The organism is Pseudomonas sp. OTU750018 (assembly GCF_011636575.1).
Lineage (GTDB): Bacteria > Pseudomonadota > Gammaproteobacteria > Pseudomonadales > Pseudomonadaceae > Aquipseudomonas > Aquipseudomonas peli.
The window spans coordinates 1718104-1737658 of record NZ_JAAPAU010000001.1 but is presented as its reverse complement, the minus strand read 5'-3'; the positions used below and the strand labels follow the sequence as shown (position 1 = coordinate 1737658).

At 56.4% G+C, this 19555-nt stretch carries 18 protein-coding genes; 11 read left to right on the top strand and 7 right to left on the bottom strand.

Annotation, left to right across the window (positions count from 1 at the left end):
- Nucleotides 1-138: 138 nt before the first annotated feature.
- From HCI85_RS21155 to HCI85_RS08100, 8 genes are all read left to right on the top strand, one after another.
- Nucleotides 139-417 (top strand): BPSL0761 family protein, encoded by a 279-nt coding sequence (locus tag HCI85_RS21155; protein WP_342636220.1) that lies wholly within the window; start codon nt 139-141, stop codon nt 415-417.
- Between the two features lie 512 nt (nt 418-929).
- The gene (locus HCI85_RS08130) at nt 930-2219 is read left to right on the top strand and encodes an OprD family porin (RefSeq protein ID WP_167143926.1); all 1290 of its coding nucleotides are present in this window, start codon (nt 930-932) and stop codon (nt 2217-2219) included.
- A gap of 189 nt (nt 2220-2408) precedes the next feature.
- Nucleotides 2409-2894: a hypothetical protein gene (locus tag HCI85_RS08125; RefSeq protein WP_241693740.1), complete on the top strand. Its 486-nt coding sequence runs from the start codon at nt 2409-2411 to the stop codon at nt 2892-2894.
- 90 nt (nt 2895-2984) lie between these two features.
- Entirely contained in the window at nt 2985-4247 is a 1263-nt protein-coding gene (locus HCI85_RS08120; protein WP_167143923.1) for a TolC family protein, read from the top strand.
- Nucleotides 4244-5704, top strand: coding sequence for an efflux RND transporter periplasmic adaptor subunit (locus HCI85_RS08115; protein ID WP_167143920.1), 1461 nt, complete (start codon nt 4244-4246; stop codon nt 5702-5704). The genes HCI85_RS08120 and HCI85_RS08115 overlap by 4 nt, the downstream gene beginning before the upstream one ends.
- The gene (locus HCI85_RS08110) at nt 5701-8829 is read left to right on the top strand and encodes an efflux RND transporter permease subunit (protein ID WP_167143917.1); all 3129 of its coding nucleotides are present in this window, start codon (nt 5701-5703) and stop codon (nt 8827-8829) included. The genes HCI85_RS08115 and HCI85_RS08110 overlap by 4 nt, the downstream gene beginning before the upstream one ends.
- 186 nt (nt 8830-9015) lie before the next feature.
- Nucleotides 9016-9348 (top strand): DUF2790 domain-containing protein, encoded by a 333-nt coding sequence (locus HCI85_RS08105; RefSeq protein WP_167143914.1) that lies wholly within the window; start codon nt 9016-9018, stop codon nt 9346-9348.
- A 173-nt stretch (nt 9349-9521) separates the two neighbouring features.
- Nucleotides 9522-10844, top strand: a complete 1323-nt coding sequence (locus tag HCI85_RS08100; RefSeq protein WP_167143911.1) for an OprD family porin — start codon at nt 9522-9524, stop codon at nt 10842-10844.
- A 386-nt stretch (nt 10845-11230) separates the two neighbouring features.
- Here the strand turns inward: HCI85_RS08100 and HCI85_RS08095 are convergent, their stop codons facing one another.
- From HCI85_RS08095 to HCI85_RS08065, 7 genes are all read right to left on the bottom strand, one after another.
- Complete coding sequence (locus HCI85_RS08095) at nt 11231-11716, bottom strand: toll/interleukin-1 receptor domain-containing protein (protein ID WP_241693762.1); 486 nt, start codon at nt 11714-11716, stop codon at nt 11231-11233.
- A 543-nt stretch (nt 11717-12259) separates the two neighbouring features.
- Nucleotides 12260-12715, bottom strand: a complete 456-nt coding sequence (locus HCI85_RS08090) for a DUF411 domain-containing protein (protein ID WP_167143908.1) — start codon at nt 12713-12715, stop codon at nt 12260-12262.
- Nucleotides 12705-13568, bottom strand: coding sequence for a c-type cytochrome (locus HCI85_RS08085; protein ID WP_167143905.1), 864 nt, complete (start codon nt 13566-13568; stop codon nt 12705-12707). The genes HCI85_RS08090 and HCI85_RS08085 overlap by 11 nt, the downstream gene beginning before the upstream one ends.
- Nucleotides 13569-13577: 9 nt before the next feature.
- Nucleotides 13578-14612 (bottom strand): copper resistance protein B, encoded by a 1035-nt coding sequence (locus tag HCI85_RS08080; protein WP_167143902.1) that lies wholly within the window; start codon nt 14610-14612, stop codon nt 13578-13580.
- On the bottom strand, nt 14602-14901 hold the full coding sequence (locus tag HCI85_RS08075) for a hypothetical protein (RefSeq protein ID WP_090250704.1): 300 nt from the start codon (nt 14899-14901) through the stop codon (nt 14602-14604). Before HCI85_RS08075 ends, HCI85_RS08080 begins: the two co-directional genes overlap by 11 nt.
- A gap of 12 nt (nt 14902-14913) precedes the next feature.
- Complete coding sequence (locus HCI85_RS08070; protein ID WP_090250702.1) at nt 14914-16791, bottom strand: copper resistance system multicopper oxidase; 1878 nt, start codon at nt 16789-16791, stop codon at nt 14914-14916.
- Nucleotides 16792-16988: 197 nt separating this feature from the next.
- Nucleotides 16989-17195, bottom strand: a complete 207-nt coding sequence (locus tag HCI85_RS08065; protein ID WP_090250699.1) for a co-regulatory protein PtrA N-terminal domain-containing protein — start codon at nt 17193-17195, stop codon at nt 16989-16991.
- A 314-nt stretch (nt 17196-17509) separates the two neighbouring features.
- Here HCI85_RS08065 and bufA2 point away from each other — a divergent pair, with 314 nt between their 5' ends.
- Genes bufA2 through HCI85_RS08050 form a run of 3 tightly spaced genes read left to right on the top strand, consistent with a single transcriptional unit; the run spans nt 17510 to nt 19428 of the window.
- Nucleotides 17510-17770: a BufA2 family periplasmic bufferin-type metallophore gene (gene bufA2, locus HCI85_RS20970; protein ID WP_090250697.1), complete on the top strand. Its 261-nt coding sequence runs from the start codon at nt 17510-17512 to the stop codon at nt 17768-17770.
- 45 nt (nt 17771-17815) lie between these two features.
- Complete coding sequence (bufB, locus tag HCI85_RS08055) at nt 17816-18658, top strand: MNIO family bufferin maturase (RefSeq protein ID WP_167143899.1); 843 nt, start codon at nt 17816-17818, stop codon at nt 18656-18658.
- Nucleotides 18649-19428, top strand: coding sequence for an HvfC/BufC N-terminal domain-containing protein (locus HCI85_RS08050; RefSeq protein WP_167143896.1), 780 nt, complete (start codon nt 18649-18651; stop codon nt 19426-19428). Before bufB ends, HCI85_RS08050 begins: the two co-directional genes overlap by 10 nt.
- The last annotated feature ends 127 nt before the right edge of the window (nt 19429-19555 follow it).

Below are 19555 nucleotides of genomic sequence, written 5' to 3'. Positions count from 1 at the left end.
CACAAGCGGATCGAAGTGATCAAGGCGGTTGATTTTGGTCGCTCGTTCTCCATTCAGTACACTGTCCCTCGGGGCCGTAGGACTCGTTGACGGGAAACCGTCTCCCCCCAGCGGAAAATTAGGAGAGTTGCTGTGACCATGGTTCATGAGCGCACCCGTAGCGTGGTGCAGACAAGAGACTTCTTGCGCGACTCATCTAGGGATTCATCCCTGCCTGAATCCATACGCCTCCAGGCTGAACGCCTTCTACGACATTACCCGGAAGCAGCTGATATCTGGCTAGCTGGCAAGCTTGAAGAGCGGCGGAGAGAGGAATTGTCCTTGTTGGCGGACAAGTATGAGCCTCTACATCCGGCATTGGGCTGCTGGTTAGCAGCTGAGCCGCTGTTCTGTGATGAAAGCTCAACCACGAAATAGATTGATTTCTACCTCCAGCAGTAGGCTCTGCCGGCTCCAATTCTTTACTTTTTTCAATGCGACTTTGAGGCACCTGCGTTCATTTTCTGAGCTGCCGCCGGCAAGCCTTCGAGTTTCTGCCTCGAACTGGGATAAGCGTCCGGCTAACAATTCCGGATTGGCCCCGCGCTTCCGCCTTGTTAAATCCGTGTGTTCATAAAAAATGCTGTATCAATTTCACCAGCAGGGTGTCCAGACTTTTTGGGTTCAAGGTGTCAGGTTAGGCCAGCACAGTGTTCAAGTTGGTGCAGTCCCTACACCTGAGTAGTCCACAAGCAGTTAATTCACCAAAAAGTCATCTCGCTGAAACAAACAAAAACTCCCGCTCCTGCATTGAAACCCTCGCGCTGTAAGGCTTCCACTCGATCCCTAATCATCGAAATAAAATTGTCATCAAAAGTATGTGTAAGTGTAATGCATCCACCCGAGCCTGCCCCTCGTCTACCACACATGTTTTCGACGAGGATAATTACATGCTCATTGCTACCCCCAACTCTCAATGGCTTAACCGAATCACGTGCGGGCTCCTGCTGAGCGCTGGAGGACTCGGTCTCAGTCAACCAGCGGCAGCTGATTTTTTGGCAGATAGCAAAGCTGGTCTGGAAGCGCGCAACTTCTATTTCAATCGTGATTTCCGCCAAGACTCAGCAAGCCAGTCAAAACAGGAAGAATGGGCCCAGGGCTTTCTGCTGCGTTACGAATCCGGGTTCACCGAAGGGACCGTCGGTGTTGGCATCGACGCTATCGGCATGCTGGGTCTCAAGCTGGACTCCAGCGCCGACCGCTCAGGCACGGGCCTGCTCAAGCGCGATAAAGAAGCACCTCGTGCCGCGCAGGATGAATATGGTGAGATGGGCTTAACCGCGAAGCTGCGCGCCTCAAACAGCGTGCTGAAACTGGGCACGCTGCAACCTAGACTGCCAACCGTCCAAGCAAACGATTCGCGCCTGCTGCCACAGACCTTTCAAGGCGGGCACCTGAATTCGCTGGAGATTGACGGGCTTACCTTCGATGCAGGCCAGCTCAAGCAAGTAAGTCAGCGCGACTCATCCGATAGCGAAGACCTCAGCATTACCAGCGGCGCAGCCCGCGCTATCAGCGGCGGCGGAACCCAGACGAGCGATGAATTCAACTTCGCCGGGGCGACCTACAAATGGAACAGCAACCTGGCTACCGGCTACAACTACGGCAATCTGGATGACTTCTATAAGCAGCATATTTTCACGGTCCTGCACACCTTGCCGTTGGGTGATAAACAGTCGCTGAAAACTGATCTGCGCTACGCCCGCTCTACCGACGAAGGTAACAGCAACGTCGACAACAAGGCATTCGGAGCAATGTTTACCTACGCCTTTGGTGGCCACGCCCTCGGCGTTGGCTACCAGAGCATGAGCGGAGACACCGGTTACGCCTACATCAACGGCACCGATCCGTTCCTGGTCAACTATGTACAGATCGGCGACTTCGCTAACAAAGACGAAACCTCATGGCAGGCCCGCTATGACTTCAACTTTGCCAGCGTTGGCATCCCTGGCTTGACGTTCATGACCCGTTACCTGACTGGTGACAATATTGATCTAGGCGCAGGCAAAGCCGATGGTAAGGAGTGGGAGCGCAACACTGACATCGCCTATGTCTTCCAGGACGGCGTACTGAAAAACCTGGGCGTGAAATGGCGCAACGCCACACTACGTTCAACCAACTTCGGCAACGACGTTGATGAGAACCGCCTGATCGTCAGCTACACACTTCCACTGTTGTAATCACGTTCATTGAGGAGACGCAGGACGCGCTTGGATCAAGGAAGATCCAACATCGCGAGCCTCACCCACACTGTGCTGCACTGCAGAGCTTGATATGCAAGTGTTAGTTAACTGAAAGAAAAACGCTTGACCTTGCCGCCGTGGAAAGGTTGAAGATATGTCCAAGCCCAAGCAGAGCCCGCCCGCCCGATGCTGGCTGGCACTACCAGTGCTCTAAATCGCCACAGTGACCAGACAATCCAGTTTATTGATCAAGTGTTCCATGGCACGTTTTATCGCTGTGTTGAGCAAAAGAGCTCTGCTAATGTTTATTCAGACACGCTAACGGCAACCGCTATGTATCGGTTTTTCTCGGTCCTGGTTTTGGTACTCAGCCTGATGCTGCCAGCTTTTGGCAGCATGCCGGCAGCTGAACCTTGCCCGATGCAAAGTGCCATGGCCGATATGGATCATGCCGGCAGTGAGGCTCCTTGCTGTGAGGACATGAGCGACACATCCAGCTCAGGCAGCAAATCGCCCTGCAAAGCCGGCCAGGAATGCAAAACCAGTGGTCTGCTGCAAACTGTGGTGATCAAACTCTTCGCTCCATTGCATGCTTCCCCGCAAACAGCGCTGATACAGCCGCTACTTCAACGAGAGCCCGCCGGTCTTTGGCGTCCACCCCGCGTCTCCTGATGCTCTGATCTGAAATGCGCTCCGCTAAGAGAGCGTTCTGTTGTCGCCTGCATTTAGGCGGCATCGATCAACGTCATTGGAGACGAAAGCATGCCTGCTTTCCTTTTCGCACGCCGTGGCTGTTCGGGCGTGCTGGCTGCTGTGCTGTGGGTGAGTTCATTTCTCACCGCGCAGGCGGAGCCACTTACGTTCGCCCGTGCTCAAGCCCTTGTCGAACGTACGGCCCCAGAGAATCTTGCCAGGCAGGCCCAAGTCGAGTCGGCACAACAGGCTGTGCTTCCGTCGGATGCTCTACCTGATCCCAAGTTGATCCTGGGCGTGGATAACCTGCCGATTGAAGGCCCGGATCGCTACTCGCTTAATCGCGACTTTATGACCATGCGCCGCATTGGCCTGATGCAGGAAGTGCCCAACAGCGATAAGCGCCAGGCTCGCCGGCAACTGGCTGAGGCCACTGTTACCCGTGCCGAAGCAGAGCAACGCGCGATGGTCTTGGAGACCAAGCGGCAGACGGCGCTGAGCTGGCTCGATGTCTATTACGCAGAGCGTCGCGTTGAGCTTTTCTCTGAGTTGGATGAACAGATCACCCTGCTGCGCTCAGCTATACAGGCATTGATCGCTGGCAACTCCGCGCGATCCAGCGAGCTTCTTCAGGCCGATCAGGAAGCACTAACGCTTGAGGACCGGCGTGATGAGCTGGATCGTGATGTTGCGATTGCACGCGCCACGTTACGCCGCTGGGTAGGCGATGATGCGAGTCAGCCACTGGCCGGGACTCCACCTGCGCTTAGCTTGGAAGTACCGCACCTGCAGCATCGCCTGGGGGAACATCCAGATCTGCGGGCTGCGGCCGCCCGTGTGGGCGAAGCTAATGCTGAGCTGGCCGAGGCAGTTTCCGAGAAGAAACCCGACTGGGGTGTGGAGTTCGCCTACAACAACCGTGATAACCAGTTCGGCGACATGGTGATGTTGCAGTTCACCTTTGACCTGCCCATGTTCGTCGGCACCCGTCAGGGACCCAAGATCAACGCCAAGCAACACAGCGTGGCCCAGGTGGAGGCCGAACAGGAGGTGCTGCTGCGCGCTCACCAAGCCGAACTGGAAAGCGGCCTCGCCGAGTTGGCGCAGCTGCGCAAGATGTTGATCCGTACCGAACAACACCTTATCCCCTTGTCGAGCAAGCGCGTGGATCTGGAGCTTGCTGCCTACAAAGCGGGCAACAGTCAATTGGCGGCTGTGATCAATGCCCGTCGTGACCTGATCGAGGCGCAATTGCGGAAAATCGAACAACAGCGCCAGCTCAGCCAGCTCTCCGCAAGTCTGTATTACGCCTATGTGGAGGGCCTGAAATGAAAGCGCTCACTCTGAAGTATTGCCTATTGGGCCTAGCCATCGCGGCGGGTGGAACCGCTGGCGGTTTCTGGCTGGGCCAGCAAAGCTCATCCCATGAGCAGATGCCAGCAGCAAAATCAGAAGATCGCCAGGTGCTCTACTGGTACGACCCGATGGTGCCGACTCAGCGTTTCGAGCAGCCAGGCAAGTCTCCCTTTATGGACATGGAGCTGGTGCCGAAGTATGCCGGCACTGAGCAGGATACGAGCGCTATCAGCGTGCCTGCACAAGCAATCCAGAACCTAGGCATGCGCACGTCGACGGTCGTACGGGCAGTACTACCATCCGGTATCGATGCGGTAGGTTCACTGGCCTACAACCAGCGCGAAGTCGCTACTTTGCAGGCGCGCTCTGCCGGCTTTGTCGAGCGGGTCTATGGCCGTGCCCCCGGAGATGTACTGCCTGCAGGAACGCCGTTGGCTGACCTGCTGATCCCCGAGTGGTCGGCTGCCCAGCTTGAGTTCATCGCGGTATTGCAGAGCGGTGATGCTCGGCTGGTCGACGCCGCGCGTGAACGCATGCGGCTGCTGGGTATGCCAAAAGGGTTGATCGATCATGTGCAACGTACCCTTAAACCGAAGGCATTGCAGACATTGGTCACCCCAATTGGCGGTGAGTTGCTGTCCCTAGAGTTACGCGCTGGCATGGCGGTTTCGGCAGGCCAAGACCTGGCACGCCTCAACGGGCTGTCGAGCATCTGGCTCGACGCGGCCATCCCTGAGTCCCAGGCCGCAGCGGTTCAGCTTGGCGCGCAGATCAGGGCAAGCCTGACGGCTTTTCCAGGCCAAACCCTGAAAGGCCGGGTGATTGCACTATTGCCCAGTGCCGACGTGCAGACACGAACGCTGACGGTGCGCAGTGAACTGCCCAATCCAGAAGGCAAGTTACGCCCCGGTATGTTTGCATCGGTGCGGCTGAATAGCGCAGGCGAGCAGCCGGTGCTGCTTATTCCCAGCGAGGCAGTGATTCGCACCGGTAAACGCGCCCTGGTCATGCTGGCTGAAGGCGAAGGACGCTACCGTCCTCATGAGATCCAGGTCGGGCGGGAGGCCGATGGCCGCTTCGAAGTGCTTGCGGGCCTCTCTGAGGGACAGGCGGTGGTGACCTCGGGGCAGTTCCTGATCGACTCCGAAGCCAGCCTGCAGGGCGTGATGGCGCAGGTCGATGACGCGCTGCCTGAGCCACCCCCGCTGCATGAGGCGCAGGGGGTGATCCGCGAACTTGACGGGCAAACGGTCACGCTTGCGCACGGCCCCTTCAACAGCCTGGGCATGCCCGGCATGACCATGGCCTTTGAACTGGCCAAGCCCGAGGTCGCGACCGGACTGAAGATCGGCGACTCCGTACGCATTGCTGTGCGACAGAGCGATACCGGATTGGTCGTTGAGCAGCTCATTAAACAAGGAGCCAGCCAATGATCGCGCGCCTGATTCATTGGTCGATTGGCAACCGCATGCTGGTCTTGTTGGCGACCCTGTTTATCACTGCCTGGGGCATCTGGTCTTTACGTAGCACACCGCTGGATGCCTTACCGGATCTTTCTGACACTCAGGTGATCATCCGCACCAGCTTCCCAGGTCAGGCCCCCCAGATCATCGAGAACCAGGTCACCTACCCGTTGGCTAGCACCATGCTTTCTGTGCCTGGCGCGAAGACCGTGCGTGGTTACTCGTTCTTCGGCGACTCGTTTGTCTACGTGTTATTCGAGGACGGTACAGATCTCTACTGGGCACGTTCCCGCGTACTGGAGTACCTCAACCAGGCGCAGGATCGACTGCCTGATGGGGTCACCACCACCCTTGGTCCAGACGCCACTGGCGTGGGCTGGATCTACCAATATGCCCTCCTGGATCGCAGCGGCAAACATGATCTCGCGCAGTTGCGCTCAATCCAGGACTGGTTTCTTAAGTACGAGCTGAAAAGCCTACCTAACGTGGCGGAGGTCGCCACGTTAGGCGGCATGGTCAAGCAGTATCAGGTCGTGCTCGATCCGCAGAAGATGGTTGCCTACGGTGTGACGCAGCGGGAGATTGAGGAGGCGTTACAGGGGGCGAACCAGGAAGCCGGGGGTGCCGTCCTTGAGTTAGCCGAGCGTGAATACATGGTGCGTGCCTCAGGCTATCTGGAAAGCCTGGAGGACTTCCGCAATGTGCCGTTGCGCACCTCACAGACCGGCATACCAATTTTGCTTGGCCAGGTAGCCAGCATTCAACTCGGCCCGGAGATGCGCCGTGGCATAGCCGAGCTAGATGGTGAAGGCGAAGTGGTCGGTGGTGTGGTGATCATGCGCTCGGACAAAAACGCTCGCGAAGTGATCAGCGCAGTCAAAGAGAAGCTGGACAGCTTGCGCGCAAGCCTACCTGCGGGCGTCGAGTTGGTGACGACCTATGACCGCTCCCAGTTAATTGACCGGGCCATAGATAACCTCAGCTTCAAGCTGCTGGAAGAGTTTGTCGTCGTCGCCCTGGTCTGTCTGATCTTTCTCTGGCACCTGCGCTCCTCGCTGGTGGCGATCATTACCCTGCCGCTCGGCATCCTTATGGCGTTTATCGTCATGCGTCATCAAGGCATCAATGCCAACATCATGTCCCTAGGCGGTATCGCCATCGCCATTGGTGCCATGGTCGATGCGGCCGTGGTGATGATTGAGAACGCCCACAAGCACATCGAAACGTGGCAAGAGCAGCATCCGAACGAGCGCCTACAAGGCGATACGCATTGGCAGGTGATCGGCAAGGCGGCTGCCGAGGTTGGCCCTGCGCTGTTCTTCAGCTTGCTGATCATTACCCTGTCGTTTCTCCCGGTGTTTACCCTCGAAGCCCAGGAGGGCCGGCTGTTTGGTCCGCTGGCATTTACCAAAACCTATGCCATGGCTGCTGCTGCCGGGCTGTCAGTCACTCTGGTACCGGTGCTAATGGGCTACTGGATACGCGGACATATACCCAATGAGCAGAAAAACCCCCTGAACCGTTGGCTGATCGCGGCCTATCGGCCTGTACTTGAAGCGGTGCTGGCATGGCCGAAGACCACTTTGGCATTGGCATTACTGGTCTTCGTCTCCAGTCTCTGGCCGCTAAGTCGGCTTGGCGGTGAGTTTCTGCCAGCGATGGACGAAGGCGACCTGCTCTACATGCCCTCGGCATTGCCCGGCCTTCCAGCAAGTAAAGCAACTGAGCTGCTGCAACAGACTAACCGCATGATTCTCAGTGTGCCGGAAGTGGCGCAGGTGTTCGGCAAAGCAGGCCGAGCAGAGACCGCCACTGACCCCGCGCCACTGGAGATGTTCGAGACTACGGTGCAGTTCAAACCACGCGATCAGTGGCGCGATGGCATGACAGCGGAGAAGCTGATCGATGAGCTTGATCAAGCGGTAAAAGTCCCCGGGCTTTCGAACATCTGGGTACCACCGATCCGCAACCGCATCGACATGCTCGCCACCGGTATAAAGAGTCCTATCGGGGTGAAGGTTGCCGGCACTTCGTTGGTCGATATTGAGCGCATCACCCGTGAGATCGAAGGGGTGGCCAAACAGGTGCCGGGGGTGAGTTCGGCGCTGGCTGAACGACTGACTGGCGGGCGTTACGTGGATATAAAAATCAATCGCCTGGCCGCAGCGCGTTATGGCCTCAACGTCGATGAAATCCAGGCGGTGGTGTCAGGTGCTATTGGTGGCAGCAACATCGGTGAAACCGTAGAAGGGTTGGCGCGCTATCCGATCAATCTGCGTTATCCCCGCGAGTGGAGAGACAGCCCCGAGGCGTTGCAACGGCTGCCCATCCTTACGGCGGCAGGCCAGCAGATCACGCTCGGTTCTGTGGCCGACATAAGCCTGAGCGAAGGACCACCGATGCTGCGCAGCGAAAACGGACGTCTTTCCGGCTGGGTCTATGTCGATGTCCGTGACCGTGACCTAGCGTCGACCGTACGTGAGCTCCAGCAGCGGGTGTCGGAGTCTGTGCAGCCAGATGCGGGCATGACCATTTCCTACTCGGGGCAGTTCGAGTTTTTGGAACGCGCCAATGCACGCCTAACCTGGGTGGTTCCGGCGACACTGCTGATTATCTTCGTGCTGCTCTATCTGACCTTCAATCGTTTGGCCGAGGCCTTGCTGATCATGGCCACCTTACCGTTCGCCCTGACAGGCGGTGTCTGGCTGCTCTACTGGCTGGGTTTCAACCTATCGGTGGCCACTGGTGTTGGCTTTATTGCGCTGGCTGGGGTGTCGGCAGAGTTCGGGGTGATCATGCTGATCTATCTGCAGAACGCCTGGCATTCCCGAGTTGAAGCGGGGCGCACAGATAATCCTGCTTTGCTTGAGTCAATTCGAGAGGGGGCGGTACTGCGCGTGCGGCCGAAGGTGATGACGGTCGCGGTGATCATTGCCGGTCTATTGCCGATCCTCTGGGGCGAGGGAGCAGGGTCCGAAGTCATGAAGCGAATCGCCGCTCCGATGGTAGGTGGGATGATTACCGCACCATTGTTGTCGATGCTGGTGTTGCCGGCAGCGTATTGGTTGATGCGGCGTAAAGGGGGAGAAGCATGATGTAGCAGGTCTGGGGATGACACAGGGTAACTGGAGAGGAAGTCTGAGTTGCCCCTGTCATTTAATATTTTTGAGCTACTAAAAAGCCCCCTAATACTGCAATTACGAAGATGTAATTTTCGCTTCACTTTGATGACAGGTGCATACGTTTATATTTTCACTACAACCTAAGTAGAGGAATTAAACGTGAACATTCTTAAATCTGTCTTGGCGGTATCTATTCTTTCTGCATCGTCCTTGGTTATGGCCGAAGGCGGCGGTGACCGTGTCTATGGTCGAATGATTCAGGATAATGAAAGAGCGATGCAGGAATACGCTGCTGCTCGTGGCAAGACTCCGCCAGAGGTGACTCACTATCGCTACGGCATGAAGCTGGACATCGCGAAGGTTGTACATACGAGCCCTACAGGCTCTGGTTGCGAGGTAATGCCGGCTCAGATGACCTATGAGGACTCCAGCGGCGATTTGCAGACTGTTGAATATCGGGCAATGGGTACAGCCTGCCAGAATCAAAACTGAGCTACATAGGAGCTTACAGGTCACTGACTTAAAAGTAATTTTCAAGTCACCCTGACGTTATTTGGCGTGTGGAAGTATGGCGTGAGCGCGCACGGGCGATACCTGGCGCGCTACGGCAACTACTACAAGAAATCTCACCGAGATAAAACTGCCAAATAATTCAGGAGCGTCACATGAATAACCCCTTTTTTTGCTTATCGCTGATAGCTCTGAGTATCGGCACCGGACAGGCTGCAATTGCCGCCGAAGAAAAGGCCGAAGGCTTCGTCGAGGGCAGCAGCCTCACTATTCTGAATCGCAACCTCTACTTCAATCGTGACTTTCGTAAGGGGCAGTCGAGCGGCACAGGTAATGGTTACTCGGAAGAGTGGGCCCATGGAATCATCGGGCAGTTTGAGTCTGGATTCACCGAGGGTACCGTTGGCTTTGGTATCGACGCGTTTGCGATGCTGGGCCTGAAACTCGACTCTGGTGATGGGCGATCCGGCGCAGGTGGCTCCGTTGATGTGATGCCTTACAACAGTGCAGGGCAACCCGAGGATGACTACTCCAAGGTGGGAGGTGCGGTTAAAGCCAGGTTCATGGATACAGTCATCAAAGCTGGCGATGTTTTTCCTGTTAGCCCCGTCGTTCAATACGGCGACTCGCGACTCCTGCCCGAAAGCTTCCGCGGTATCACCGTGGCCAACAACAGTATTGACGGCCTGGCCCTGCAAGGTGGCCGCCTGCATTCAATGAGCGAGCCCAACTCAAGCAGCATGCGCGATGGCTTCGCAACGTTCTATGCCGGCTCCGTCGACGCTCCCTGGATTGCCTATTTTGGCGGCGATTACTCGGTCAACGACAACGTCGGCATCAGCCTCTATACCAGCCGTCTCAAAGATGCGTGGAACCAGTACTACGCTGGTACCACGTTGAGCTATCCGCTCTCCGACGATGTTGCCTTGATCGGTGGACTTAATTACTACAAAGCTGTCGATGAGGGAAAACAACATCTGGGCAGCTTCGATAACAACATCTGGAGCGGTAAGGCTGGAGTGCAATTTGGTGCCCATACCGTCATGGTTGGCATTCAGCGCAATAACGGCGATGACGATTTCGATTACCTGCGTCAGTCCGACTCGATCTACCTGGATAACTCCATCCAGTACAGCGACTTCAACTCGCCCAAGGAAAAGTCCTGGCAGGTGCGCTATGACTTGGACATGGAGCCTTTTGGTGTACCCGGCCTGAGCTTCATGACCCGCTACGCGCAGGGCTGGGATGCTGACTACACCAACGCCAACGAGGTTTACATGCGGCGCGACGATGATGGTAATCCGCTGACCGATCAGAAGCGATGGGAGCGCGACATCGAAGCCAAGTACGTCGTGCAAGCCGGCTCAATGAAAGACATGTCCTTCCGTATTCGCCAAGCGACTACCCGTGCAACCGATTTCGAATCGGATCTGGATGAGGTTCGTCTCATCGTCGAATATCCGCTCGAAGTGCTTTAAAGCGTTGTCGGCGAGTGCCTGCGGGCACTCGCCTTGCGCGGCTGTTGTCTCCGTTAGTGCTCCTTTGGTTTGGAGACAGCCTTCGGCACCCTCGGGTGCCTTTTTGGCGCAATTGCAGCGCGTTTGACCACGCACTTCCCCACGACCTGAGCAGTCTTTGTATTGGGCTTGACCGCCGATTGCAGAGAATCTGGCAGACCAGAAGTCGAAGCTAAGGGGCTCATACCGACCCTAAGCTGCCCTGCGCAGAGGGCAAATAGGGGCAAAAAGCGGACACTACCGTTGGAGATAACCGGTCTGCCGGAGGTGGGGCTGGTTGACCGAGGGGTTGGAGCGCATTTTTCCGAACAGCGCATCGGAATTGCGAACATCTGCGAGCAATGGCGCTAGAGCGCGACCAGCTCGGCGATTTTTGCCGCGACTACCGCCATTGAGTCTTCTTCAGTGTCCAGACCACTTCGGGAGGCGAGTAAGGGGCTGACATTGCGGAGAGCTTCATACGTCGTGTTATGCACGATGGGAACGAGCTGATTACCCGCCAGGAGTGCCGAAAGCTCTTTGTCGGCGACGCTCTCTTTGGGGAGGCGGGCCAGCAGCGCAGGGGTCACCAGCACAAGCCCAATTCGAGAATTTGCTAAGCCCTTGTCAATAGCGCGCATCATCGGAACGCCTAGGCCAAGGTCCTTTTCGCTGAACCAAACTTTGACACCAGCCGCCACGAGCAACTCATGCAGCTCTTTGGCCGGACCCTGCCGGTCGTCCCAAGCGTGGCACAGGAAGACGTCACGAAGATCAGGCTGCGCCGCAGCTCGCGCCTCCACGGTTTCGCGGATTGGCGTGAGTGACTGCACCTGGGTAGACGTGTACGACACGGACGAACCCGCTCTCGACCAGCGCGGCCTTGAACTGCTGCTGGATCTGCTGCCATCGCCGCCATTGTTGCCAGAACTAGCTCCGCTGCTACCCGACGAGGAGTAGAATGAAGGCGAATATGCATTTGACCTGTAACCGCTATAGCGGCTACTACATGCGGGGCAGTCCGCTGCTGCGCTTGCTGAGCGATGGCCTCTTGTTGGTGCCGTGCATCTAGCCAAGTCGAAATCCTTCCATTGGTCAGTCCCTTTGCAACACACAGATGTAGGTCTGACTGAACAATAGCCTAGTGCCATGCCTAGCAGAAGAGGAAATTCAGGGCTCAGTATTTCGACGGTGTCGTCCTGGCTGAAACAGGTCTTCATCGAGCGGGCATCGGGATCGCTCAGGGAGATCTGTTTATCCTGTGTTTCATTGACCTGAACCTCGATTTCCTAGGCCAATCGTACTTTATTTGGGGTTTGAAAGAGGGCGCAGGACTGCGCAGTTATGATTCCGAGCACTCATCCTTTTAAAGAGTAAGTGCTCGGTTTTAGCGGGGGTTACTTCGCGGGGTAGTCGGCAATCACTTGGTCAGTACCGGCCTTGGTCAATCCGATCACCTGATAAGCGTGCTGGGTACCGTCAACCTCCATGCCCGGCGAGCCTGCCGGCATGCCAGGAACGGCGATGCCAGCCAGGTCATAGCGCTTGGAAAGTTCGATGACCTGCGCTGCTGGTACATGACCCTCGACAAATTTTCCGTCGATCACAGCGGTGTGGCAGGACGCCAGTCTTGGGGCGACGCCGAGTCGTTGCTTCACCGAGGACATATCGCGCTCGACATGGTCGATGACTTTGAAGCCGTTTGCTTCCAGGTGCGAGATCCACTTCTTGCAGCATCCGCAATTTGCATCACGGTGTACGTCGATTGTCAGGGCATCAGCTGAATGGACTGCTGAGGTCATAAACAAGGCGGCCAGCATCGCCACTCGCGCGCCATTACGTTTAGCTGTCATGTAGGTGCTCTTTGCCATCGGCATGGGTGTGAGTTTTGGGAGCGGGAGCCGGGGGCTGCTCCTGTTGAGCTTGCGCTGGGTCGTGATGATCAACGCCACCCTGTGTCTTCGGGTCATCAGCTGCATGGTGGTCTGCGCCGCTGCCTGATGGCGTCATATCTGCTGCGTGATGGTCCGCACCGCTAGCCGAAGCGCCGTGATGATCAGCACCTGCGTTCGTCACTGAACTATCCGAAGCATGATGATCTGTCGCAGCTTCAGGCTCGGCGTGATGATCCGTCTTGGCGCTTCCATGCTGACCTTCGTGGTTATGCATCTGGGTCTCACCACCGCCATGTTCGTGACCGCCGCTCGATGCAACCAGCGTTTGATACTGATTGGCATCCATTTTCGGCAATTGATCGAGGAACGCGACCATCCCCCAGATGTACTGATCGCCCATGCTCTTGCCCCAGGCCGGCATGCCGGTGGCCTTGATGCCGTGTTTGATTACCCAAAATGCGGCGGCTGGATTGCCATCGATACCCACTTGGGCCAAGTTCGGCGGAGCGGGATACAAGGATTGGCTAAGCTCTGTTTCCGCAACACCTGGTGCCAAATGGCAGCCGATGCACATCGAGTTGTAGTTGCCTGCGCCAGCTTTAATCAGTGCCTCGTCATTGAGGTTAGGCACCTCAATGTCCTTGGAGCGCACTTCGATAGAGCGGTCACGGGCCATCGTCAGGAATGCATGCACTGCTGGGAAGTGAGGATCATCGGCACCCACGTTGACCAGGCCAAAATAGGCCACGGCACCTACCGCGATACTTCCGACTACGCTCGCCGCCACTAAGGTTTTAATTGTTCTTTTCATGTCAGGCTCTCAAAACCACATCCGAATACCGGCAACGAAGCGTGCCTCCTCAACATCCTCCCCCTCATCTCGCGCCAAGTCGGCCGTGTTGCCGAAGGAGCGACTCCAGGAAACGCCGATGTAGGGTGCGAACTGGCGAATGATCTCGTAACGCAGTCGAAGACCGACCTCGGCGTTGGCCAGACCGGAGCCGATGCCTCGCTCCGGATCGTTCTTGCCGTAGAAATTCACTTCAGCGGTCGGCTGAAGGATCAGGCGATTGGTCAGCAGAATGTCGTACTCGCCCTCTAAGCGCGCAGCCGTCTGGCCGTTCTCGCCGACAAAGGCAGTGGCCTCCGCCTCGAAGGCATACAGCGCCATACCCTGGATGCCGAATGCGGCCCAAGTCTGTGGCGACTCTGGCTTGAAGTCTTGGCGAACACCCGCGACCACATCCCACCAAGGACCAATCGAGCGCCCGTACAAGGCCTGCAATTCAGCATCCTCAGTTACGCCATTGGTGCGTTCACCTTCGGAGCGAAGCCAGAGACGATTGATGTCTCCGCCAATCCAGCCGGACGCATCCCAAGCCAAGGTGCTGCCTTCATCGGCATCCTGGTATTCGAGCTGATCGAGTAGGAAAAAGCTGTTGATGGCGCTGTCGTGAACCTTGTGGCCTGGCAAAGGCGGGAACGCTGCTTCACGATCCGCATCTGTCAGTACCGGGATAGGCGTGCGGCTGGTAGTTCTCGTGGCGTCAGCGGAACCATGGTTCATCTTTGAATGATCCATACCCCCCATCTGCCCCTGCATAGCGCCGTGACCCATCTTGCTGTGGTCCATAGTCGGAGCCTTTTGTTGGCTCTGGCCCATCTGGCTATGATCCATGCCCTTCATCGGCTCTTTGGCAGAACCGTGGTTCATCTTGCTATGGTCCATCGGCATGGAACCGTGGCCCATTGCCGAATGATCCATTTCTTCCGCAGCGAGGGTGAGCCCGCTGCCAAGCATGCTCAGCGACACTGCCAGTGCTGTTAGGGGCGGACGTAAAAACCTAGTGGTCATGGTTCGAACCTGCTTCGGCTTCGGTGCCGCCATGCTTATCCATCATGCTTTCGTGATCCATGCCGCCATGGTTCATGTCCCCGTGATCCATCTGCTGACTAGCAGCCCTTTCCTTCGCTTGTGCGGCCTTCTTGTCAGGTACCGATTTGGGAGCCTGTGTCTCAGTAGCATGTTGTTCGTGCTCACTGTGACCTTCGCCGGCCAACAACACCGGGGCTTGTAGGGCAGCCAAAAGGCTCAATAAGGTAGCGCTGCCAACCAGGGCCTTCCGCTTCATAAAAGTACTCATCAGATATCTCCTTTACTCATCCACACGAACTTCACGGAACATGCCCATTTCCATGTGGAGTAGTAGGTGGCAGTGGTAGGCCCAGCGACCCAATGCATCGGCAGTCACTCGATAACTGCGTTTGGAACCTGGCGGCATGTCGATGGTGTGTTTACGAACCATGAAGTTGCCGTTCGCATCCTCCAGATCACTCCACATGCCGTGAAGGTGGATGGGGTGAGTCATCATGGTGTCGTTGACCAGCGTGATGCGGACACGCTCGCCGTACTTAAGGCGCAAAGGCTCGGCATCCGAGAACTTGATGCCGTCGAAGGACCAGGAAAATTTCTCCATGTGCCCGGTGAGGTGCAGCTCAATGGTTCGGCTGGGTTCGCGGCCATCCGGGTCGGGGAAGATGCTTTTCAAGTCGGAATAGGTCAGCACGCGACGACCATTGTCGCGTAGGCCGATACCTGGATCGTTAAGCTTGTGGGTCGGAGTCATGGTTTGCATGTCGACCAGCGGGTTATTGGTTTCAGAGGCCGGATGCGATTGCATTGCTGCGCCCATACCCGCCATACCTGAATGGTCCATGCCGGTCATTTTGCTGTGATCCATACCGGCCATGTCACCCTGCATGGTGCCAGGGCTCATGCCAGCCATCTTGCTGTGGTCCATACCTGCCATATCACCTTGCATTCCGCCAGCGTCCATCCCGGCCATCTTGCTGTGATCCATGCCGCTCATGCCGCCTTGCATGCTGCCGTGGTCCATGCCCGCCATGCTGCCGTGATCCATACCCATGTCGCCCATGGCGATCAGGGGGCGAGGATCGGTTTCGGGTACTGGAGCGCTCAACCCTTCACGTGTAGCCAGAGTGCCGCGGGCATAGCCGGTGCGATCCATGGACTGGGCAAAAATGGTGTAAGCCTCTTGGTCAGCGAGTTCGACAATCACGTCGTAAGTCTCGGCCACGGCGATGCGCAGCTCATCAACGCTGACTGGCTTGACGTGCAGGCCATCGGCCGCAACAACCGTCATCTTCAGGCCTGGAATGCGCACGTCGAAGTAGGTCATGGCCGAGCCGTTAATGAAGCGCAAACGGAGCTTTTCGCCCGGTTTGAAAATACCTGTCCAGTTCCCATTAGGTGCCTGGCCATTCATCAGGTAGGTGTAGGTGTAGGCACTTACGTCGGCTAGATCAGTGGGGCTCATCTTCATCTCGGCCCACATCTTGCGATCAGCAACCGCTGCCGACCAACCTTGCTCGCTCACGTCATTGATAAAGTCGCCAACGGTGCGCTTGTGCTGGTTGTAGTAGTCCGACTGCTTTTTAAGCTTGGCCAATAACCGTGTTGGGTCTTCATCAGTCCAGTCAGTCAGCATCACCACGTAGTCACGGTCATAGCTAAACGGCTCAGGCTCCTTGGCATCGATGACCAGGGCACCGTAAACGCCAATCTGCTCCTGCAACCCAGAGTGGCTGTGGTACCAGTAAGTACCATTTTGATTGACCTTGAACTTGTACTCGTACATGCCATCGGGCGCGATGCCGTGGAAGCTCAAGCCAGGCACACCATCCATGTTCGCGGGCAAAATGATGCCGTGCCAGTGAATCGAGGTGTCTTCGGCCAAGCGGTTTTTCACACGCAGTGTGACGGTATCGCCTTCCCGCCAGCGCAAAATTGGCCCTGGAATGGACCCATTAATAGCCATCGCGGTCCGGGCTGCTCCGGTAATGTTCACTGGCGTTTCACCAATGAATAAGTCGAAGTCGGTACCAGTCAATACGTTGGGCTGACCTGGGCTGGTCACCGCCCAAACGGGAGTGCGCCACAAGCCAAGGCCTCCGAGAATGCCGGTGGCGGCCAGGCCTTTTACGAAGGTTCGTCTTGAGGTTTTGCAGTGCATGCCGTTATGTCCAATCAGTTAGAGGAACCAGGGTAAACAACCGTAACTTCAGGTTGATTGTCAGCTTCATCCTGGGAGGGTTTCCCTATCAGCCTTGCCCACTGCCGTGATTTTTCAAATCGGTTCGACAGCGAGCTTGAGAAATTGCCATATCTCAACCGGCTAAGTGATTACATTTCTGTCAGGTTGGCCGTGTACTAGCAGTTAGCGTGGTCGGCTGTTTGGGTTTTATTACCTGCAACCGGCGACTCTTTTTTCTCTTGCTGGGCCAGTTGATAGGCTTCCATCGATACTTTGCTGGCCTGTTCCATGCGAGCAAAAGTCCGGTCAGCACCGCCTTCGGCCATCGCCAAAGAGGAGGCGGTAAGCGCGATAACCACGAACAGGGTTTTAATTGATTTCATATGGGCGTTCCTCGATTCAGTTCAGTTGGCCCGGTGACCCTGAGTGGGTCGGCATCAGGCATTGAGCTTCAGGCTCGAAGTAACCTTAACCAGAGCGCCCTGTCATAAACCTGAGCTGAACATTACAGTTCTGTCAGGTTGCTACTTCTCTCTTGTCGAGTCTCCACGGGCCTCTGTAGTGTCTACTCATGCCCTTTTATGAAGCCTGCGCGGATTCGTTTTATGGCATGCCTGGCAGCGATGCCTAAGCTTCTTCCGGTCAGTGGCGCTAAATAGTCCTGACCCCCACACAACGCTCAAGAGAGATAGCCACTATGTCGACGAAAAATACCGTTGCTACCGGCGCTGCATTGGCACTCGTTGCCGCCAGCCTATTTGCCACCCTGCCGGTTCAAGCGGCTCAGGACGCGAAAACAGCCGAAGTCAAATGCTTTGGTGTGAATGGCTGCAAAGGCCAAAACGATTGCATGACTGCAAAGAATGCCTGCAAAGGCCAGGGGGAATGCAAAGGCCAGGGTTTCAATTTGATGACCCAAGAAAAGTGCGATGAGGCCGGTGGTAAAACCAGCGAGTAAGTCCATCCGAGGGAGTGCAAGTCACTCCCTTGACTCGGAGTTCTAATGAGCAAAAGCAACACGCTGGGTTTTGGCCTGGGCTTACGTAGCGAGTATTACCAGCAGATTTTGGAGCAACGTCCTGAAGTCGACTGGTTCGAGATCATCTCCGAGAATTACATGGTCGGCGGGGGGAAAGCCCTCTATTTTCTCGACGCGATCAAAGAGCAGTATCCGCTGGTTATGCACGGGGTTTCCTTGTCGATTGGCGGTCCTCATGAGATCGACGCCGACTACTTGCGGCAATTGAAAACCTTGGCCGACCGAGTTCAGCCCTGTTGGGTCGCTGATCATCTGTGTTGGAGTCGGGGTAGTGCCCATCACCTGCATGATCTGCTGCCGCTGCCATTCACCCAGGAAAGCCTGCTGCATGTCGCGTCAAGGGTTCGGCTGGTTCAGGATGTATTGCAGCGCCCCCTGGTGCTTGAGAACGTGTCGGCCTACGTGCAGTGGAAAACCTCGTGTATGAGTGAGTCCCAGTTTCTGGCCGAGCTGAGTAGCCTGACGGGCTGCGAGATATTGCTTGATGTGAACAATGTATACGTCAGTTCACGTAACCAGGGATTCGACCCTTGGCAATTCATCATGGAGTTGCCTCATGGTCGAATTCGCCAGATCCACCTAGCTGGCCACAGCGACTACGGCCACTACCTCATCGACACCCATGATCAGCCGATTGCCGATCCGGTTTGGACTCTGTATAGCAAAACGCTGAGCTATTTGGGTGCTACTGCCACCCTGATTGAGCGAGATGATCATTTCCCGCCCTTTGACGAGCTATTAGCGGAGCTGTTCAAGGCGCGCTCTATCTCCGCCAATGTTCTAGGGGCTGCCGCACCATGCGCCTGAGTGCTCAGCAGGAAGCGCTGGAGCGTTACCTGGCCACAGGCGATAGCGTTATCCCTTCTGAGCTGTTGGTGCAGATTCAAGGTAGCAATACGCTGCCTGCTGCAGATGGCCTGATGATTTACCACAATGCCTATCGCGCCAGGCTTCTCTCAGTCATGAGGGAAGACTTTCCAGCGCTGCATCGTTGGTTGGGTGACGAATCATTCGAACAGCTGGCATTGGCTTACATCAGTGCGTGGCCGCCGAGACATTTCAGTTTGCGCTGGCTGGGTGAAAAGCTGCCAGAGTTCGTCAGTGGCTATATTGCCGAGCCACAGCGTTCTCCGATGCTGGAACTCGCCACACTTGAGTGGGCCTTTACCCTGGCCTTCGACGCACCCGATGCAGTACCGCTGTCGCTGGATGTGATGGGTAGTTTTTCCGCCGATGACTGGGTCTATCTGCGGGTGTGCCTTATCCCCTCGGTTCGTTGGTTGCAGTTGCAGCACAACACTTTGGGCATGTGGGTGGCTGCCAAGGCCGAGGCCGATATTCCTGCTGCCGTTGCGCTATCCGCCCCCCTGGATTGCTTGGTTTGGCGGCATGAGTTGGTGTGCCAGTACCGTACTCTGGAGCCGGGTGAAGCTTCGGCTTTGCGGTTGCTTGCCGATGGCGGCTCATTCGCTTCGCTGTGCGAGGACTTATTGGGTCAACACGGCGAGCAGGCTCCCCAGCGAGCTGTTACCTGGCTGAAGCAATGGGTCTGTGAGGGACTGCTTCAGCGTGGGTAAATAATGCCTTGGATGTGCAGGGCGTGGTGCCACTGGCCGAGAGTTACCTCTTTCACTCGTTGGCGGAAGAGGTAAAAGCCTTAAATCACGCGTTTGATGCTCAGGTAACCGTGGTGCGCTCAGCTCC